The 17082-nt window shown below is 66.1% G+C and carries 24 protein-coding genes; 11 read left to right on the forward strand and 13 right to left on the reverse strand.

The features are described from left to right. Nucleotides 1-4: 4 nt before the first annotated feature. A complete protein-coding gene (gene aqpZ / locus ATE59_RS09115) occupies nt 5-730 on the reverse strand; it encodes an aquaporin Z (RefSeq protein WP_058812175.1) in 726 nt (241 codons plus the stop codon). Nucleotides 731-839: 109 nt separating this feature from the next. Continuing rightward, entirely contained in the window at nt 840-2123 is a 1284-nt protein-coding gene (locus ATE59_RS09120; RefSeq protein WP_058812176.1) for a methyl-accepting chemotaxis protein, read from the reverse strand. A gap of 173 nt (nt 2124-2296) precedes the next feature. Here ATE59_RS09120 and ATE59_RS09125 point away from each other — a divergent pair, with 173 nt between their 5' ends. Then, nucleotides 2297-2602, forward strand: a complete 306-nt coding sequence (locus ATE59_RS09125) for a hypothetical protein (protein ID WP_058812177.1) — start codon at nt 2297-2299, stop codon at nt 2600-2602. 60 nt (nt 2603-2662) lie between these two features. Here ATE59_RS09125 and soxR read toward each other — a convergent pair whose 3' ends face one another. Further along, a complete protein-coding gene (gene soxR / locus ATE59_RS09130) occupies nt 2663-3133 on the reverse strand; it encodes a redox-sensitive transcriptional activator SoxR (RefSeq protein WP_058812178.1) in 471 nt (156 codons plus the stop codon). Between the two features lie 88 nt (nt 3134-3221). Here soxR and ATE59_RS09135 point away from each other — a divergent pair, with 88 nt between their 5' ends. Beyond that, nucleotides 3222-3617 (forward strand): VOC family protein, encoded by a 396-nt coding sequence (locus ATE59_RS09135; protein ID WP_058812369.1) that lies wholly within the window; start codon nt 3222-3224, stop codon nt 3615-3617. Between the two features lie 65 nt (nt 3618-3682). Then, nucleotides 3683-4147: a pyridoxamine 5'-phosphate oxidase family protein gene (locus tag ATE59_RS09140; RefSeq protein ID WP_003041229.1), complete on the forward strand. Its 465-nt coding sequence runs from the start codon at nt 3683-3685 to the stop codon at nt 4145-4147. Here ATE59_RS09140 and ATE59_RS09145 read toward each other — a convergent pair. Continuing rightward, complete coding sequence (locus ATE59_RS09145; protein ID WP_058812179.1) at nt 4144-4626, reverse strand: MarR family winged helix-turn-helix transcriptional regulator; 483 nt, start codon at nt 4624-4626, stop codon at nt 4144-4146. The genes ATE59_RS09140 and ATE59_RS09145 overlap by 4 nt on opposite strands. 47 nt (nt 4627-4673) lie before the next feature. Beyond that, a complete protein-coding gene (locus tag ATE59_RS09150) occupies nt 4674-5663 on the reverse strand; it encodes a dipeptide epimerase (RefSeq protein ID WP_058812180.1) in 990 nt (329 codons plus the stop codon). A gap of 24 nt (nt 5664-5687) precedes the next feature. Here ATE59_RS09150 and ATE59_RS09155 point away from each other — a divergent pair, with 24 nt between their 5' ends. The 3 genes from ATE59_RS09155 (at nt 5688) to ATE59_RS09165 (ending at nt 7331) form a co-directional block, all read left to right on the forward strand. Continuing rightward, on the forward strand, nt 5688-6083 hold the full coding sequence (locus ATE59_RS09155) for a YkvA family protein (RefSeq protein ID WP_058812370.1): 396 nt from the start codon (nt 5688-5690) through the stop codon (nt 6081-6083). Nucleotides 6084-6191: 108 nt separating this feature from the next. Continuing rightward, a complete protein-coding gene (locus ATE59_RS09160; RefSeq protein WP_058812181.1) occupies nt 6192-6755 on the forward strand; it encodes a hypothetical protein in 564 nt (187 codons plus the stop codon). A gap of 123 nt (nt 6756-6878) precedes the next feature. Continuing rightward, on the forward strand, nt 6879-7331 hold the full coding sequence (locus ATE59_RS09165) for a Dps family protein (RefSeq protein WP_058812182.1): 453 nt from the start codon (nt 6879-6881) through the stop codon (nt 7329-7331). Nucleotides 7332-7406: 75 nt separating this feature from the next. Here ATE59_RS09165 and ATE59_RS18330 read toward each other — a convergent pair whose 3' ends face one another. Then, nucleotides 7407-8213, reverse strand: a complete 807-nt coding sequence (locus tag ATE59_RS18330; RefSeq protein ID WP_058812183.1) for a cold-shock protein — start codon at nt 8211-8213, stop codon at nt 7407-7409. Between the two features lie 260 nt (nt 8214-8473). Between ATE59_RS18330 and ATE59_RS09175 the strand changes: the two genes are divergently transcribed. From ATE59_RS09175 to ATE59_RS17805, 4 genes are all read left to right on the forward strand, one after another. Next, complete coding sequence (locus ATE59_RS09175) at nt 8474-9091, forward strand: ribonuclease D (protein ID WP_058812184.1); 618 nt, start codon at nt 8474-8476, stop codon at nt 9089-9091. 15 nt (nt 9092-9106) lie between these two features. Then, nucleotides 9107-9745: a hypothetical protein gene (locus ATE59_RS09180; protein ID WP_003041252.1), complete on the forward strand. Its 639-nt coding sequence runs from the start codon at nt 9107-9109 to the stop codon at nt 9743-9745. Continuing rightward, nucleotides 9742-10320, forward strand: a complete 579-nt coding sequence (locus ATE59_RS09185) for an LptA/OstA family protein (RefSeq protein WP_058812185.1) — start codon at nt 9742-9744, stop codon at nt 10318-10320. Before ATE59_RS09180 ends, ATE59_RS09185 begins: the two co-directional genes overlap by 4 nt. Before the next feature lie 103 nt (nt 10321-10423). Beyond that, nucleotides 10424-10573, forward strand: coding sequence for a hypothetical protein (locus ATE59_RS17805; RefSeq protein WP_156000971.1), 150 nt, complete (start codon nt 10424-10426; stop codon nt 10571-10573). Nucleotides 10574-10621: 48 nt separating this feature from the next. Here ATE59_RS17805 and ATE59_RS09190 read toward each other — a convergent pair whose 3' ends face one another. Further along, nucleotides 10622-11947 (reverse strand): hemolysin family protein, encoded by a 1326-nt coding sequence (locus tag ATE59_RS09190; protein ID WP_058812186.1) that lies wholly within the window; start codon nt 11945-11947, stop codon nt 10622-10624. A 212-nt stretch (nt 11948-12159) separates the two neighbouring features. Between ATE59_RS09190 and ATE59_RS09195 the strand changes: the two genes are divergently transcribed. Beyond that, nucleotides 12160-12849 (forward strand): OmpA family protein, encoded by a 690-nt coding sequence (locus tag ATE59_RS09195; protein WP_058812187.1) that lies wholly within the window; start codon nt 12160-12162, stop codon nt 12847-12849. Nucleotides 12850-12907: 58 nt separating this feature from the next. Here the strand turns inward: ATE59_RS09195 and ATE59_RS09200 are convergent, their stop codons facing one another. Genes ATE59_RS09200 through ATE59_RS09225 form a run of 6 tightly spaced genes read right to left on the reverse strand, consistent with a single transcriptional unit; the run spans nt 12908 to nt 17040 of the window. Then, nucleotides 12908-13537, reverse strand: coding sequence for a MarC family protein (locus ATE59_RS09200; protein ID WP_003041264.1), 630 nt, complete (start codon nt 13535-13537; stop codon nt 12908-12910). Further along, nucleotides 13534-14208, reverse strand: a complete 675-nt coding sequence (locus ATE59_RS09205; RefSeq protein WP_058812188.1) for a hypothetical protein — start codon at nt 14206-14208, stop codon at nt 13534-13536. Before ATE59_RS09205 ends, ATE59_RS09200 begins: the two co-directional genes overlap by 4 nt. Continuing rightward, nucleotides 14208-15113: a bifunctional methylenetetrahydrofolate dehydrogenase/methenyltetrahydrofolate cyclohydrolase FolD gene (folD, locus tag ATE59_RS09210; protein ID WP_058812189.1), complete on the reverse strand. Its 906-nt coding sequence runs from the start codon at nt 15111-15113 to the stop codon at nt 14208-14210. The genes ATE59_RS09205 and folD overlap by 1 nt, the downstream gene beginning before the upstream one ends. Next, a complete protein-coding gene (locus ATE59_RS09215; RefSeq protein ID WP_003041270.1) occupies nt 15113-15412 on the reverse strand; it encodes a YggT family protein in 300 nt (99 codons plus the stop codon). Before ATE59_RS09215 ends, folD begins: the two co-directional genes overlap by 1 nt. A 45-nt stretch (nt 15413-15457) precedes the next feature. After that, nucleotides 15458-16366 carry an acetylglutamate kinase gene (argB, locus tag ATE59_RS09220; protein ID WP_174531827.1) on the reverse strand — a complete coding sequence of 303 codons (909 nt, stop codon included), beginning with the start codon at nt 16364-16366 and terminating at the stop codon, nt 15458-15460. Then, nucleotides 16363-17040, reverse strand: coding sequence for a queuosine precursor transporter (locus ATE59_RS09225; RefSeq protein ID WP_003041276.1), 678 nt, complete (start codon nt 17038-17040; stop codon nt 16363-16365). Before ATE59_RS09225 ends, argB begins: the two co-directional genes overlap by 4 nt. Nucleotides 17041-17082 lie beyond the last annotated feature (42 nt).

Raw genomic sequence — 17082 nt, forward strand, 5'->3', positions numbered from 1 at the left:
TCCGTCATTCGCCCTCGATGTCGGGCTTGGGAAAGCGATCGGCGCCCAGCGTCTTGTAGAGCCAGCCGCCGATGATCCCACCGGCGATAGGCGCAACCCAAAAAAGCCAGAGCTGTTTAAAGGCCAGCCCGCCGACGACGAGCGCGGGGCCGGTGCTGCGCGCCGGATTGACCGAGGTGTTGGTCACCGGGATCGAGATGAGGTGGATGAGCGTGAGCGCCAGGCCGATGGCAAGCGGCGCGAAGCCCGCGGGCGCGCGGCCGTCGGTCGATCCCATGATGACCCACAGGAAACCCGCGGTCAGCACGACCTCGATAATCAGCGCCGACCAGATGTCATAATGGCCGGGCGAGCCGTCGCCGAAACCGTTGGCGGCGAGGCCCTTGGTCGCAAGATCGAAATCGGGATTTCCGCTTGCGATATAATAGAGAAGAAAAGCGGCAACGATCGCGCCCAGCACCTGCGCGACGACATAGAGCGGAATGTCGCGCGACTGGAAGCGGCCGCCGGCCCACAGGCCGACCGTGACCGCGGGGTTCAGATGACAGCCCGAGATATGGCCGATGGCATAGGCCATGGTGACGACCGTCAGGCCGAAGGCGAGCGCGACACCGAGCAATCCGATGCCGACATCGGGAAAGGCCGCCGCCAGAACCGCGCTGCCGCAACCACCGAAGACAAGCCAGAATGTGCCGATAAACTCGGCCATACCCTTTTGCATATTGGTCATATGGACCCTCCCTCCCGCCCGGGGCCGGAAGCGCCGCGGGCGCGGGAGCAACCTATCACAGCAGCGCCCCCCGGCAAGTCTTTGTAAACCATATGTCCCGCGGCGGGATTCAGGCCGAAGCGACGGTCTCGACGAACTGGCTCGCGCGCTGATGCAGCGATCGCGCCGCACGCGTCAGCCCCGACGACAATTCGCCGAGCGCCACCGCCTCCTGTCCGACCGCCGCGGCGCCGCGGCCGATCTGATGGACGCGCGTGTCGATCTCCTTCCCCGCAGCAACCGCCTGCTCGACATAGCTTGCGATCAGCAGGGTCGTCGCGCTCTGGCCGTCGACCGCCGTATCGACGGCATCCGAAAAGGCGTTGTTCGCCTCAATCGCGCGCTCGACCTCGGCAAAGCCTTCGGCCACCTGCCCGACAATTTCGCGAATATGGTTGATGAAGGGCGAAATGTCGCTTGCCGCGGCGCGGGTTTGCGCCGCGAGATTCTTCACTTCCTGGGCGACGACGGCGAAGCCGCGCCCCGCCTCCCCCGCGCGCGCCGCCTCGATCCCGGCGTTGAGCGCCAGCATGTTGGTGCGGCTCGCCATGTCGATGATGAGGCGCAACATATGCTCGATCGACTGACTCGCCTCGCGCAGCGCGGTCGCCCGCCCGCTCGCCGACCGGACGCGCGCATGGGCGTCACGCCGGACGTCGCGCGCCCGGGTGCCGTCGGCGACGATGCGCGCCATGCTGGCGGCGAGCCCGCGCCCCCGATCGCCAAGCTCCTGCAGCCCCGCGAGCGTCTGGGCGGTTGCGCCCGCGACCGACACCGCGTCGCGCCCCGTCTCGTCGGCGCGCATCCCCAGCCCCTGCGCCACCGCCTCCGCCTCGCGCGCCATCTCGGCGAGCGTCGCGGTTAGCGCGCTGATATCCTGTTCGAAGCGGCGCCCGCTTGCTTCGACCGTCGCCGCGCGCGCGCTGCGCTCCTGTGCCACCTCGATCTCGCGCAACATCGCCAGCTTTGACAATTGCGCTGCGTCGAGCGTTTCGACGAAGCGGCCGCGATCGACGAGCACCAGCTCTTGCGCCGCCGATTGCGCCGCGATCCGCAGCAGCGCGGCGGTGCTCTCGCCGACATCGGCGATCTGGCACGGATCGATGAGCGAGGCGATCGATCCCCCGATCGACGGGTTTTGCATCAGCGAAAACCAATAGGGGCAAAAGAGCAATTCGCGCACCCGCTGTTCGCGGACGATTCCAACCGGCTGCCCCGCCGCATCGACGATCGTCAGGACGCGCAACTGCGGCTGCGCCCGGAAAATGTCGATCACCGCCGACAGATGCGCATCGTGCGCGATCGCCATCGAATGTCCGGTCGCGGGGGCCAATAGCGGATCGGGGAGCGTCATCTGTCTCTCTTGACTGCAAAGCGATGCAGGGCGACCTAGGCCAAGAGAGTAAATGTGAATTTAACCATTTGTTTCAGTGATATGACAGAAGCGCCGAAAGGCTGCACCTTTGGCCGCAAGCCGCTGGCCATCGCTGCGGCAATGTGCAACGCCGGATGCCAAGGAGAAGGACGATGCGGATATGGTTCGGGGCGATGCTGGCGCTGCCCCTGCTGGCGGGCTGTGTAAGCACCGTGAAATCGGTCGTCACCGCGCCGGTGAAGGCCGCGGGACAGGTCGTCGACTGGTCAACCACCAGCCAGGACGAGGCCGACCGCAACCGCGGCCGGGCGATGCGCGAACGCGAGGAGAGGCTGGGCAAGCTTTCGCGCCAGCGCGACAAGGCGGCCGACAAATGCGAGCGCGGCGACCATGAGCAATGCCGCCGCGCCGAAGTGCTGAACCATGAAATCGAAGCGGTGATGGCCGAACCGATGTAGGCCCGGCGCGATCCGGCCGCGTCCGTTGCGGCAACCGAATATTCGCCGCCGCCATGCGCACTATCGCGCTTCGGCAATGTCGCCCGATCGGTCGCCGAGCAGATAGCGCGGCCCGGCGCCGCGCTGTGCCGCCTTGTCGCGCGCGTTATAGAGCCCGCACTTCTTGAGGCTCAGGCAACCGCAACCGATACAACCGTCGAGCAGATCGCGCGTCCGTTCGAGCGCCGCGATCTGCCCATCGATCCGCGCGCGCAGGCCGGTGCTGATCCGGCGCCAATCGGCGGCATTGGGGGTACGCTCCGAAGGGAGGCGTACGAGTTCCGCCGCGATCTCGTCGAGGCTGAGCCCCATCTGCTGCGCGATGAGGATGAACGACAGGCGCCGAGTGTCCGCACGCAGAAAGCGCCTTTGCCCGCCCGCGGTGCGCAGCGACGCGATCAGCCCCTTCGCTTCGTAGAAACGGATCGCCGACACTGCGACGCCGGTTCGTGCGGCAAGCTCGCCGATGGGCAGAAGGTCGGTGCGGTGCACGAAAGCCCCTTTGCACAATATGCTTGATCTAAAGCTTGGTTGAGCTTTCATATCGGTGTGCGTCAACCCGAATCAGGAGTTTCAGCCCGTGACGCATCCCTTTATCGAACATGTGAATCTGACCGTCAGCGACCCCGAACGCAGCGCCGCGCTGATGGCGCGAATCTTCGGCTGGCACGAACGCTGGCGGGGGCCGGCGCGCGACGGCGGCATGTCGATCCACGTCGGATCGGACGAGGCTTATGTCGCGCTCTACACCGGCCCCGACGGCCTGCATGCGAACGCGCATTTCGCGAAAGGCGAACCGCTCAACCATGTCGGCATCCAGGTCGACGATCTCGATGCGATCGAGGCGAAAGTGGTCGATGCCGGTTTGCGCCCCTTCAATCACGGCGATTATGAACCCGGTCGCCGCTTCTATTTCTTCGACCCCGACGGCATCGAATATGAGGTGGTGAGCTATGCCGCGCGGCCCGCGCGCTGAAGCGCGCAACATCGGGGCGGCTCCGCGCGTTGGCCTGACATCACCAGCAGAAAGGAGCCTCCCCGATGAGCAAAGATATCAAACAGCGTTTCTGGAAGGAACTCGCCGACAATCCCTATCTGATGGTCGCACTTGACGCCGGTCATGCCCACGCGATCCCGATGACGGCGCAGCTCGACAAGGACAATGACGGCTATTTCCATTTTTTCCACGCCAAGAGCGGCCGTCTCGCCGCCGGCGGGCGCGCGATGGCGCAATATGTCGCCAAGGGGCATGACCTGTTCGCATGCGTCTCCGGCACGCTGACCCCGGTGACCGACCGTGCGACGATCGACAAATATTGGTCGAAGCCGGTCGAAGCCTGGTACGAAGGCGGCAAGGATGATCCCGATCTGTTGATGCTGCGCTTCGATCTCGACGATGCGGAAATCTGGACCGCAGAGGCGGGGATCAAGGGGCTGTTCCGCCTGATGACCGGATCGACGGTAAAGGAAGGCGAACTCGGCAGCCATGCCGAGGTGGCGCTCTAGGACGAAGCCGGCTCGCGCTCGCGGGCCTCGACCCCCATCTCTACCAGCGCATAGAGGACACGCCGCGCTGCGGCGATGTCCTCGGCGCTCGCCCGCGCCGCAAGTTTCGCATCAACGGCGTCGCGCGCCTTGCCCTGGATCTTCGCTGCCTCCGCGCCCCGCTCGGTCAGACGCACGACCAGCCGGCGCCGGTCGGTGGGATCGACCTGCCGCTCCAGATAGCCGCGCATGACGAGCGTATCGACAAGTTGCCCCGCCGCCTGCTTCGATATGCGCAAATCGCGGATCAGAGTCCCCAGCGGCACCTCCTCCGCCCCCAGCGCGAGGCCGCCGATCACATAGAGGCCATTGGCAGGAATGTCGTCAAATCCGGCGCGATCCAGCGCCCCCCGCATCGCCCCGCCATAGATAGTGCGCGCATGACGCAGCAGCGCGGGCATGGCGATTTCGCGGTGGCGGGCAGTGTCCGATTTGCTCATTCGCCGAATATTCCTCGCTCCGGCTATTTAGTCAATATAATTTACTATCATAAATTCGGACCAATTTCGCCATTTGCGAAATCAAAACCCTCGGCCCGATCGCGCGCCAGCAAGGCGGGGCCGTCAAGATCGACCCACCGCGCCCGCTGCGCGAGCAGGAACGCCGGGGCAATCGCCAGGCTGGTCGACAGCATGCAGCCGACCATGATGCTCAGGCCCGCCGCGTCGGCGGCATCGGCCAGCTTGAGCGCCTCGGTCAGCCCGCCCGCCTTGTCGAGCTTGATGTTCACGCCATCGTAAAATGCCCCGATGCGCGGCGCATCAGCCGCGACATGGCAGCTTTCATCGGCGATGAACGGCAGCGGAGCAAAAATGCCGTCGAGAAGCACGTCGGTCCCCACCGGCACCGGTTGCTCGATCATTTCGACCCCAAGATCGGCGAGCGCCTCGGCTTCGGCGAGCAAGTCGAGCGCGCCCCAACTCTCGTTCGCATCGACGATCAGGCGGGCGTCGGGCGCCGCCCCCCGCACCGCGGCGACGCGCGCGCGATCTTCGGCGTCGCCGGCCAGCTTGATCTTGAGCAGGCGATAGCCCGCCATCACCGCTTCCTCGGTTCGCGCCGCCATCGTGCCGGGTCCGCCGAGCGAAAGGGTGAAGGCGGTGACGCGCGGCGCCGGCGCTTCGCATCCGGCAAGCTGCCACAGCGGCTCCCCGCGCTGGCGCGCTTCGAGATCCCACAGCGCGCAGTCGATCGCGTTGCGCGCCGCACCCGCCCCCATCAATTCCTGCACCGCCGCCCGCGCTGCCCCTGCGTCCAGCCCCGCGAGATGCGGCATGACGCGCAACAGGGCGTCGCGGCAGCCGGCTGCGTCCTCGCCCTGATAATAGATCGGCGTTCCCTCGCCGCGCCCAACGACGCCGTCCTCCTCGACTTCGGCGACAACGACATCGACATGGTCGCTTGCACCGCGGCTGATGACGAATTCGCCCGCGACGGGCCAACGCTCGACGCGTGCGCTTTTCAGTTGGATAGCCATGCAGGAAGACTAATGTGCGGCGCGATGACGGGCAAATCCCTTTCCGAACGCATTGGCGATCTGGGCCACCGACTCGCCGTCGAGGCGCACGCCGCCTGGCTCGCCGCGCGCGATCAGCGGACGCCGCTGATCGCCAGGCTGCTGGCGGTCGCGGTTGCCGCCTATGCGTTGTCGCCGATCGATCTGATCCCAGATTTCGTCCCCGTCCTCGGCTGGCTCGACGATCTTCTGATCGTCCCGGCGGGTCTGTGGCTGGTCCGGCAGATGATCCCCGATCCGCTGTGGCGCGAATTGCATGCAGCGGCGGAGCTAGCGAGCGAGCGCCCTTCGAGCCGCGCGGGCATGGCCTTCATCCTCCTGTTGTGGGCGGGGCTGCTTTACCTCGTCTATTGGGCGGTGCGGACGTCGCCTTGGCATTGACGGGCGGGATGTGGAATCGGGACGCGGCCGGCGGAAACGGCCTCCCCGCGATGCGATGCCTCCCCCTCCCCATTTCTTCGCCGCCAAAGCTGGAGTAGGCTGGTCGTCATGGATGCCATCATGCTTGCCCTCGTCGCGGTCTTGCTTGCCAACGCCGATGGCCGCACAGGACGTTTGCTTTCGCAGGTGCTGGCGGCGCGCCGGGATCGCCGCGCCGTCGTCATGATCGCCTTTGCCGCCTTTATCGCCAATGCGGCCATCGCGGCGGCCGCAGGCACGGCGGCAAACCGGCTGATCGGTCAGGGGATCGTGGCGTTGCTGCTCGCCTTCGCGTTGCTCGGTGCAGCGGTCGCGCTCGTCTGGCATGGGCGCCTCGGCCCGGCGGCCCAGAGTCTGGAGGAAGCCCCGCTGCCATCGCTCGCGGCACGCCTGTTTCTGGCCCAACTCGGCGACCGCAGCCATTTCCTGATCGGCGCGCTGGCGGCGACGAGTGGGGCGGGGCTGTGGGCGGCCGCGGGGGGGCTGATCGGCTGGACGCTGTCGCTGGTCCCCTTCCTCGCCTTTGGCGCCACGCTGGCCGATCAGGCCGCGGCCCGGATCGCGCGGCTGATGAGCGCCGCGATCCTCGCGCTATGGGGCCTCAATGCCGCGATGCGCGCCTTCGGTCTTTGACGGATATTCCGATTACAGCGCCCGGTAATCGATTTTATCGATCACAGCATCGAACAGGCTTCATGGGAAGCTTTGCCGCCGCGGCCCTATATCGGCCGGGAAGCAGAAAAAGGAGGCTTTCCCATGTCCAACAAGAATCAGCCTGCCGTTGCGGATGCGCTGAACGCGCTGCTCGCCGACAGTTTCGCACTCTATCTGAAGACCAAAAATTATCATTGGCACGTCAAGGGCCCCAGCTTTCGCAGTCTGCATCTGCTGTTCGACGAACAGGCGGCCCAGATTCTCGCGACGACCGACCTGATCGCCGAGCGCGTGCGCAAGAATGGCGCCGCGACGCTCCGCTCGATCGGCGACATCAGCCGCCGCCAGTCGATTAAGGATGACGACGCGGCGAGCGTCGACGCCGAAACGATGGTGCGCAACCTTGCCGCCGACAACGAGACGCTGCTCGCGCAGCTCAAGGACGCCAAGGCGGCAGCCGAAGCCGATGGCGACATTGCGACGAGCGGCCTGGTCGACGGCTGGGCCGACGAAACCCAGCAGCGGATCTGGTTTCTGAACGCCACCCTAGGCTGACGATCCGCGGAAACGGGCAACGAAAAAGGGCGGCCCTTTGCAGGGCCGCCCTTCGTTCATCCGGTGGACGCCGAATCAGTCCTGCGTCGGCTGGAGATTCACCGCGGCGAATTTGCCGCGATCATCGACCTCGATATCGAAAGCGACGCGGTCGCCTTCTTCGAGGCCTGCCATGCCGGCGCGCTGCACCGCGCTGATGTGGACAAAGGCATCTGCCTGTCCGTCATCGCGCGCAATGAAGCCGAAACCCTTGGTCGTGTTGAAGAATTTCACCGTGCCCGACGTGCGTTCGCCGGTCAGCTGACGTCGGCCGCGTGCACCGCCAGCGGCGGGACGATCCTCGCGCGGACGCGGGGCAAATTCCTCGACGGGCATCGGTTCGCCTTCGATCTTGAGATCGATGGCCGACACCTTGCCGTTGCGTTCGACGAGCGTGAAGCCGAGCGGCTGGCCCGAGGCCAGGCCCTGCAGCCCCGCCTGTTCGACCGCGCTGATGTGCACGAACACGTCTTCACCGCCATCGTCGCGGGCGATGAAGCCAAAGCCCTTCGACGGGTTGAAGAATTTGACCTGACCCTGGCCTTCGCCGACGACCTGCGCCGGCATGCCACCGCGAGCGCCACCGCCGCCGCCACCGAAGCCGCCACGACCACCGCCGCCGAAGCCGCCGCGATCGCCACCGCCGAAACCACCGCCACGATCGCCGCCACCGAAGCCGCCGCGATCACCGAAACCGCCGCGGTCGCCGCCGCCGCCAAAGCCGCCGCGTCCGCCGCCATAGCTGTCGCCGCTGTAAGGTGCCGGTTCGAAACTGTCAAAATTGCCGAAGTCGTCGCGCTTGCCGCGTCCGCGATGGCCACGGCGATCCTTGTTGAAACTCATTGCTTAGTAGTCGCTTTCGGTCGTCCACACCCGATTGAACCGGCTCCTTGCGCCGGACGGGGACGCAGTTCACCATGGGCACAGACTCGCCCCGTGCCGCTAACGGCGCAATATATAACCTATATGAACGGCATCTGCGAACAGAAAATTCAAAGCCGCGATCGGCGGATTTCCAAGCTTTGCTACAGCGCTGGCGCTGGCGGGCGGCGGCGCGAAAACCAGTCATTGAGCGGCGCCTCCGCTTCGCCTAAGGCAAGCCGATGACCGTATATTTCCACGAAGAAGACCTGCCCGAAGGCGCGATCGGCCCCGGCCCCGTCGCGATCGACACCGAAACCATGGGCCTCAACCCGCTGCGCGACCGGCTGTGCCTCGTCCAGATCAGCGACGGCAAGGGCGACGAGCATCTGGTTCGATTCGGCCCCGGCAGCCGCTATGACGCGCCGGTGCTCAAGGCGATCCTGATCGACCCGGACCGGCTGAAGCTGTTCCATTTCGCGCGGTTCGATATCGCCGCGATGCAACAGGCGCTCGGCGTCGTCACCGCCCCCGTCTATTGCACCAAAATCGCGTCGAAACTGGTGCGTACCTACACCGACCGCCACGGCCTCAAGGAACTGGTCCGCGAACTGCTGGGACAGGATGTGTCGAAGCAGCAGCAGTCGAGCGACTGGGGCGCCGCCGAGCTGAGCGAGGCGCAGCGCGACTATGCCGCGAGCGACGTGCGCTTCCTGCATGCGATGAAGGAGGTGCTCGACGCCCGCCTCGCGCGTGAGGGGCGCACCGAACTCGCACAGGCCTGTTTCGACTTCCTGCCGACGCGCGCGGCGCTCGACCTTGCCGGATGGCCCGAGGTCGACATTTTTGCGCATAGCTGACGGGAGCCGCTGCGGGTGTCCGAACGCGCCGAAATCGACCGCACGATGCGCCGCCTGTGGGCGGCCAGCGGGTCGCGTCACGACCGCGTGGTGCGCATTCTGCGCTACGGCCTGCCGCTCGTTATCGGCGTTGTCGCGGCCGTGCTCGTCTTTTCGCCCTTTACGCAGCGCAGCGAGGTCAGCTTCCTGCTCGCCAAGGACAAGGTCGAAGTGGCGAAGGAACGGATGAAGGTCGTGCGCGCCGAATATCGCGGCCAGGATACCAAGGGCCAACCCTTTGCGCTCATCGCGGATAGCGCTGTGCAGAAAAGCTCGGCCGAACCGATCGTGCGGATGAACGGACTGTCCGGGGCAATCAAACTGGCCGACGGCCCGGCGACGATCGCCGCCGCGAACGGCCAATATGACATGGACAGCGAAAAGGTGACCGTGCCGGGACTGGTGCAGGTCAAGGGCGCCGACGGCTATCGCATCGACGCGAACAACGTCGCCATCGACCTCAAGAATCGCAGCCTCGTCGGTACCGGCGGCGTCAATGGCGCGTTGAACATCGGCAATTTTTCCGCCAACGAACTGACCGCCGACCTCGACCAGCGGATCGTCCGCCTGTCGGGGAACGCCCATCTTCGGATCAACCAGGGAGCGCTCAAATGAAGGGGCTTTGGACCGTGAAGAGCCTGACGCTGGCCGGCGCCAGCTTCGTGCTGACCAGCCTGGCGATTCTGGCGGGCGGGCATGGCGGCGGCGCGGCTTACGCGCAGGCGCTCGCAAATCACAACAGCAACGCCCCCGTCGATTTCGACGCGGGCAGCATCGAAGTGCAGGACCGCGCCGACCGCGTCGTACTGGCGGGCGGCGTGCGCGTGACGCAGGCGGGACTGACGGTGGTCGCACCGCGCATGACCGTCGCCTATACCCGCGCCGGCAACACCGACGTGAACCGGCTCGACGCGACGGGCGGCGTCACCGTGACCAAGGGCAATGAAACGGCGAAGGGCAATGTCGCGATCTACGATCTCGACCGGCGGCTGATCACGATGGTCGGCAATGTCCAGTTGACGCAGGGCGCGAACCGCCTGTCGGGCGGGCGGCTTGTGATCGATCTCAACAGCGGCCGCGCGACGGTTGACGGTCGCGGTGCTGCCCGCGGCCCCGACGGCAATCCGATCACCGACGGTTCGGGCGGCCGCGTCAAGGGCACCTTCAGCGTACCGCAAAGAAACCAGTAACGCTGTCCGTTAAGCGTCGCGCAAGCCGCGCGCGCAAGGATGGTCATGGGGACCAGACCCATTGCGGTGCCGGGGGGCGGCCGCGCGATCAAGGCGTGTTCCGATGCGTTATGCCCCCCTGCTCCCCGTCCGCCGCCCGATGTTCGGACGGCGCCACGCGACGCCCGAAACCGAGCCGGTCCGTCCGACCCGCGAGGAGCGAAAACTCGCGGAAGCGGTGATGCATCATGTCGGACCGACGCGACCCCGATAAACGGCCAGTTGCCATTTCAGCCCCGGCCGTTGCGACCGCGAGCCCCGATCAATCGCCCTCGGCTTCGACCTTGGGCTTGCGCACTTCGCTGACCAGCAGCTTGTCGATCTTGCGGCCATCCATATCGACGATCTCGAACCTCCAGCCGCGGTCGGTGAACGCCTCCCCTTCCTCGGGCAAATGCTTGAGGATAGCAAGCGCGTGGCCCGCGGCGGTCGCATAGTCGCGGTCGTCGTCGAGTTCGATCCCAAGCCGCTCGGCCATCTGGTCGGCGGGCATCGACCCGGCGATCAGCAGGCTGCCATCCTCGCGCTCGACGACGAAGGGTTCGCTGCCGATATCCTGATCGGACGCGAACTCGCCCGCGATCGCCGACATCAAGTCGGCGGGCGTCACCAGTCCATCGAAATGGCCATATTCGTCGTGAACGAGCAGCATCGGCACTTCGGCAAGGCGCAACGCCGCAAGCGCGTCCATCGCATCGATCTGGTCGTGGATGACCGCGGCGCGGCGCATCAGCCGCTCAAGGTCGATCGGGTCGCCACGGAACAGCGCCGCCGCGATGTCGCGCGCCTGGACGACACCGACGATATCGTCGACCGACCCGCGCGCGACCGGCAGACGGCTGTGCGGGGTTTCGAGCAGCTTGTCGCGCACGCCCTTCGCGTCGAGCGTGATGTCGATCCAGTCGACATCCTTGCGCGGCGTCATCACTTCGCGCACCGGCCGGTCGGCAAGCCGCACGACGCCCGAGATGATCGCGCGCTCGCTCTCCTCGATCACGCCCGATTTCGACGCCTCGGCGACGATCAGATGCAGTTCCTCGGCGGTCACCTGATCGTCCGATTCGCGCTTGAGACCGAGCAGGCGGAACACCAGACCCGAACTGTTGTTGAGCAGCCAGACCAGCGGAGCCGCAATGCGCGCAAGCCAGAACATCATCGGCGCGACGAAGATCGCGATCCGTTCGGGTGCGCGCAGCGCAAATTGTTTGGGGACAAGCTCGCCCGCGATCAGCGAGGCATAAGTCGTAAGCGCGATGACGAGGGCGAACGCCACCGTGCGCGCGGTGTCGGCATCAAGTCCGGTCCATACCTGCAACCGTTCGGCGACGGGCTGGCCCAGGCTGGCCCCCGAATAGGCGCCCGTCAGCACGCCGATCAGCGTGATACCGACTTGCACCGTCGACAGGAAGCGGCCGGGGTCGGAGGCAAGCTGGCGCGCGATCCTTGCCCCACTGCTGCCGCGCTTCTCGGCGGCCTGAAGCCGCGGGTCGCGCGCCGAAACAATCGCGAGTTCGGACATGGCGAAAACGCCGTTGAGCAGGATAAGGATCAGGATGATCGCCACATCCGACCAGGGAAAAGGGGTCATTGGGCGGTCGTACGGCGCTGGCGCGCCCGGCCCCTGTCAGCTTCGGTCATGCCGGTCCTATAGGCCAAAGCCGCGGTGCTGCACAATGGCGACGACATCGGCACGCTCAGCCAGCGTTCAGCATGAATGACGGAACGGAAAGCGCGATCATATGTTATCCTTGTGGTCGTGGCATCGCATGGACCGGCGATGCCCAAAAAAGGGAGCCAGAAATGAACAAGAGGACGATCAAGCTCGCGGCCGTCGCCAGCCTTGGCGCGCTCGCGCTGACCGGTTGCGTCACCGACCCCGAAACGGGCAAGCAGCGCATTTCCAAGGCCGCGATCGGCGGCATCGGCGGCGCGCTCGGCGGCTATCTGCTCGGCGATCTCGTCGGCGGACGCAACGACCGGACCGAAAAGATCCTTGGCGCGGGCATCGGCGCCGTCGCCGGCGCGGGCGTCGGCTATTATATGGATCAGCAGGAAAAGAAGCTGCGCGAACGCACCGCAGGCACCGGCATCGATGTCGAACGCCAGGGCGACCAGCTCGTGCTCAACATGCCCGGCGACGTGACATTCGACCTCAACAGCGCGGTCGTGAAGTCGCAGTTCCGTGGCGCGCTCGACAGCGTCGCCTCTACCCTGTCGGAATATCCGAGCACCTATATCGACGTATACGGCCACACCGATTCGCAGGGCAGCGAAACCTATAATCAGGGGCTGTCCGAACGGCGAGCGGCGTCGGTCGCCGACTATCTGGCGGGTCGCGGCGTCAACCGCGCGCGCATGGCGACGATGGGCTATGGCGAAACGCAGCTCAAATGCGCGCCCGAACGCACGCAGGCCGACTATCAGTGCAACCGCCGCGTCGAAATCCGCATCGCGCCGGTGACGCAGGCGGACGTGGCCGCCGCACAATAAAGTCCATTCCCGTGGACGATGGAAAGGGCGTCGCCGGCAGGCGGCGCCCTTTTCCGTGTCAGGCGAGGCTCGAGAAGCTGGCTTTCAGTCCGTCGATGACGAACTGCGCCGCGAGCGCCGCGAGCAGCACGCCGAGCAGGCGGGTGATGACGGCCTCGCCCTTGTTGCCGATCAAGCGCATGAACGGCCCGGCGAGCAGCAGCGCCGCAAGCGTCAGCAGCAGCACGAGCAGCAGCGCGCCGAAGATCACCAGCGCGCGGTCAAGCCCGCTGTTCTGCGACACCAGCAGCATCACCGACGCGATCGATCCCGGCCCGGCGAGCATCGGCATCGCCATCGGGAACACCGACACATCTTCGACCTCGGGCGTCGCCATCAGCTTTTCGGCGCGCTGTTCGCGGCGCTCGGTACGCTTTTCGAACACCATGTCGATCGCGATGATGAACAGCATGACCCCGCCCGCAATGCGGAAACTGTCGAGATCGATGTGCAAGAAACTGAGCAGCGCCTCGCCGAACATCGCGAAGAATATCAGGATGAAACCGGCGATCAGTGTCGCGCGGATTGCCATCGACCGCCGCTGCGCCGCGCTCGCCCCCGTCGTCAGGCTGGCGTAGATGGGCGCGCAGCCGGGCGGATCGATGACGACGAAAAGCGTCACGAAGGCCGAGATGAAAAGGTCGATCATGGCTGTTTCGGCGCCGCGATGCGGTCATCGATAACGGTCGCCATTTCGTGCCCGTCCCACAGTTGCACGGTGATGCTGCGCGATCCGTCGGGGCGTACGATCGATGTCCAGTTGAGCGTCTGGTCGCGCGACATGCCGACCATCATATCGTCGCCTTCCGCGGCGGCGGTCACCGTGGCGCCCGGCTTGCCGGTGCAGGTCGCCTGTTTCGATTCGATGAAGTCGGGCGCCGCGCGCGGGGTCGCAAGCGCATCGCCCGAATCGAGCAGCCAGCGCATGTCGCCCTTCATCGGATCGCGCGACCACACGGTAGTGAAAAATCCCTGCGCCGGCCCCTTCTGCCATGCGCCCGTCGTCACGCCGCTGTTGCCGTCGCAGCTTACGAACACCTTGTGCGGTTGCCAGCGCACCGCCTCGGCCGGATCCTTTTGCGTCTTCAGCCAGTCGCGGGCGTTGACCCGCTGCGGCACGAACATCACCGCTTCGGGCGCCGCGGTTTCGCGAAAGGCCGTCCATTGCCCCTTTTCCTGCGCCAGCCGCGCGAAGGCGATTTCCGCCGCGATAAAGCCGCTCGGATTCGCCGCTAGCGGGCGCTTGCGCGCATCGGGCCCCTGCGGCGCGCAACCGGCGAGCGTCGTCAGCACAAGCCCGACAAGGAGCAGTCGGCGCATCAGAAACCCTCCGGATCGGCGAGGCCGGCGCGGCGGTGCGCGGCGACCAGCGTGTTGCGCAGCAGGCAGGCAATCGTCATCGGGCCGACGCCGCCGGGCACCGGGGTGATCGCGCCCGCCACCGCCGCAGCACCGGCATAATAGACGTCACCGACGAGCCGCCCCTTGGCCGCGCCCGGTTCGGGCGGCAGGCGATTGATACCGACGTCGATGACCACCGCGCCGGGCTTGATCCAGTCGCCCTTGACCATTTCGGGCCGGCCGACCGCCGCCACGACGATATCGGCGCGGCGGACCAGATCGGGCAGATCGCGGGTGCGGCTGTGCGCCATGGTCACGGTGCAATTGGCGCCAAGCAGCAGCGCCGCCATCGGCTTGCCGACCAGAATCGAGCGGCCGATCACCACCGCATCCTTGCCGCCAAGATCGCCGAGCACATCCTGCAACAGCAACAGACAGCCATAGGGGGTGCAAGGCACCATGCCCGGGATGCCGAGCGCGAGCCGTCCGGCACTGACCGGGGTCAGCCCGTCGACGTCCTTTTCGGGATCGATCGTCGCTACCGCGCGCTGCTCGTCGAGATGGCCGGGCAGCGGAAGCTGGAGCAGGATGCCGTCGACCGCAGGATCGTCGTTGAGCGATGCGAGCAGCGCCTCGACCTCTTCCTGGTTCGCGGTCGCGGGCAGGCGATGTTCGAAACTCGCCATGCCGACGGCGACCGTCGCCTTGCCCTTGGAGCCGACATAGACGGCGCTCGCCGGATCGTCGCCGACGAGCACGACCGCCAGCCCCGGCACGCGGCCGGTCGCGGCTTCGAACGCCGGGACGGCGCCGGCAATGCGTGCGCGCAGCCCGGCGGCGAACGCCTTGCCGTCGATGATGCGCGCTTCGGTCGCGACGGACATCAGGCCATTCCGCTCGAATAGGCGAGGCGCGCGAGATAGCCCAGCACCGGCCCCTGAATGATGATGATCAGGATAAGGACGAGCATCGGCGTCAGGTCGAGCCCGCCGAAATCGGGCATGATGCGCCGGAATGGCCGGTAGAGCGGCTCGGTGATGCGGTCGAGCATCATCCACAGCTGCGCCACGAAGTCATTGTGGGTGTTGATGACGTTGAAGGCGATCAGCCACGACATCACCGCCTGCGCAATGATGAACCACCACAGGACCGTCAGGATGATGTCGACGATCTGGATGAGCATGAGAAGCAAGGCGGGTCTCCGTAAAGGGGGGTCTTGCAGGCCCTCTTAGCGGTGAATGAGCGTGCCTGCACCCCTTGCGGTGAAAATTTCGAGCAGCATCGCATGCGGAACCCGGCCGTCGAGGATAACCGCGGCATCGACCCCCGCATCGACCGCCGCGACGCAGGTTTCGACCTTCGGAATCATGCCGCCGGTGATCGTCCCGTCGGCCTTCAACGCGTCGATCGCCGGGCGGTCGAGGTCGGTCAGCAGAGCGCCCGACTTGTCGAGCACTCCGGCCACGTCGGTCAGCAGGAAGAATCGCCGCGCGCCAAGCGCGCCGGCGATCGCCCCGGCCATGGTGTCGGCGTTGATATTATAGGTCGCGCCATCGGCGCCGAGCGCGACGGGGGCGACGATCGGGATGAAATTGTCGGCCGCCAGCCGTTGCAGGATCGTCGGGTCGACCGCGACGGGTTCGCCGACGAAGCCCAGGTCGACGTGGCGTTCGATCCCCGAATTGGGATCGGGCTCGGTGCGGTGGACCTTTTCGGCCAGCACCAGATTGGCGTCCTTGCCCGACAGGCCGATCGCGCGGCCGCCAAGCCCGGCGAGCCATCCGACGATTTCCTTGTTGATCTTGCCCGCCAGGACCATTTCGGCGACCTCCGCGGTCGCGGCGTCGGTGACGCGCAGCCCGCCGACGAACTGCGATTCGATGCCGAGCTGCTTGAGCATCGCGCCGATCTGCGGCCCGCCGCCATGGACGACGACAGGATTGATCCCCACCGCCTTCAGCAGCACCACATCCTCGGCAAAGTCGCGCTGCGCCTCGGGATCACCCATCGCGTGGCCGCCATATTTGATGACGAAGGTTTCGCCCGCATAGCGCTGCAGATAGGGCAACGCCTCGACGAGCGTTTCGGCCTTGGTCAGCAGATCGGGCATGGTCGTGGGGTCGGTCATCGTCATCATTCCGCGGTCTTCGCGTCGAGGCTGCGGCCGAGCGCGACGAGGCCGGTGATCACCGCCGGAATGACGACGATCGACAGCGCGACCTTCGCCAGCATCTGTCCCGCCATCAGATTGGCGATCGGAAAAACGCCGTAAAAGGCGATGGTGACGAACAGCAGCGTGTCAACGATCTGGCTGAGCGCGCTGGCGACTGCGCCGCGGATCGCGAGCCAGGTCGACCCCGTCCCCGCACCTTCACGGCCGCGCAGTTTGGAAAAGATGGTCACGTTCAGGAACTGCGACGTGCCATAGGCGACGATACCCGCCGCCATCAGGCGCGGCGTTTGTCCCAATATCATCTCGAACGATGCCAGCCGGGCCGGGTCCATCTCGGGCGCGGCGGGGACGAAATAGACGAGCGAGGTCAGCATGATCGACAGGATCAGCGGCACGAAACCCCACAGCACCAGCCGGTTCGCAGTCGCCTGTCCGTGCAGTTCGGACACTGTGCTCGACAGCGCGACGAGGATCAGGAACGGAAAAATCCCGGCCTCGACCGCAAGACCGGCGCCCAGCGCGACCTGCTTGTTCCCGAGCACGCCGGCGAGCACGACCATGCCGCCATAGATGATCGTGAACAGGAAAAGCGAAGGGGTGATCGTGCGCGGCAGCGCGGTCGAAGTGGGTTCGGTCATCGGCGCCCGATAGTCGCTTTTGCGCCGCGTGGAAAGATGGCG

The organism is Sphingopyxis sp. A083 (assembly GCF_001468495.1).
GTDB classification, from domain to species: Bacteria; Pseudomonadota; Alphaproteobacteria; order Sphingomonadales; family Sphingomonadaceae; genus Sphingopyxis; species Sphingopyxis terrae.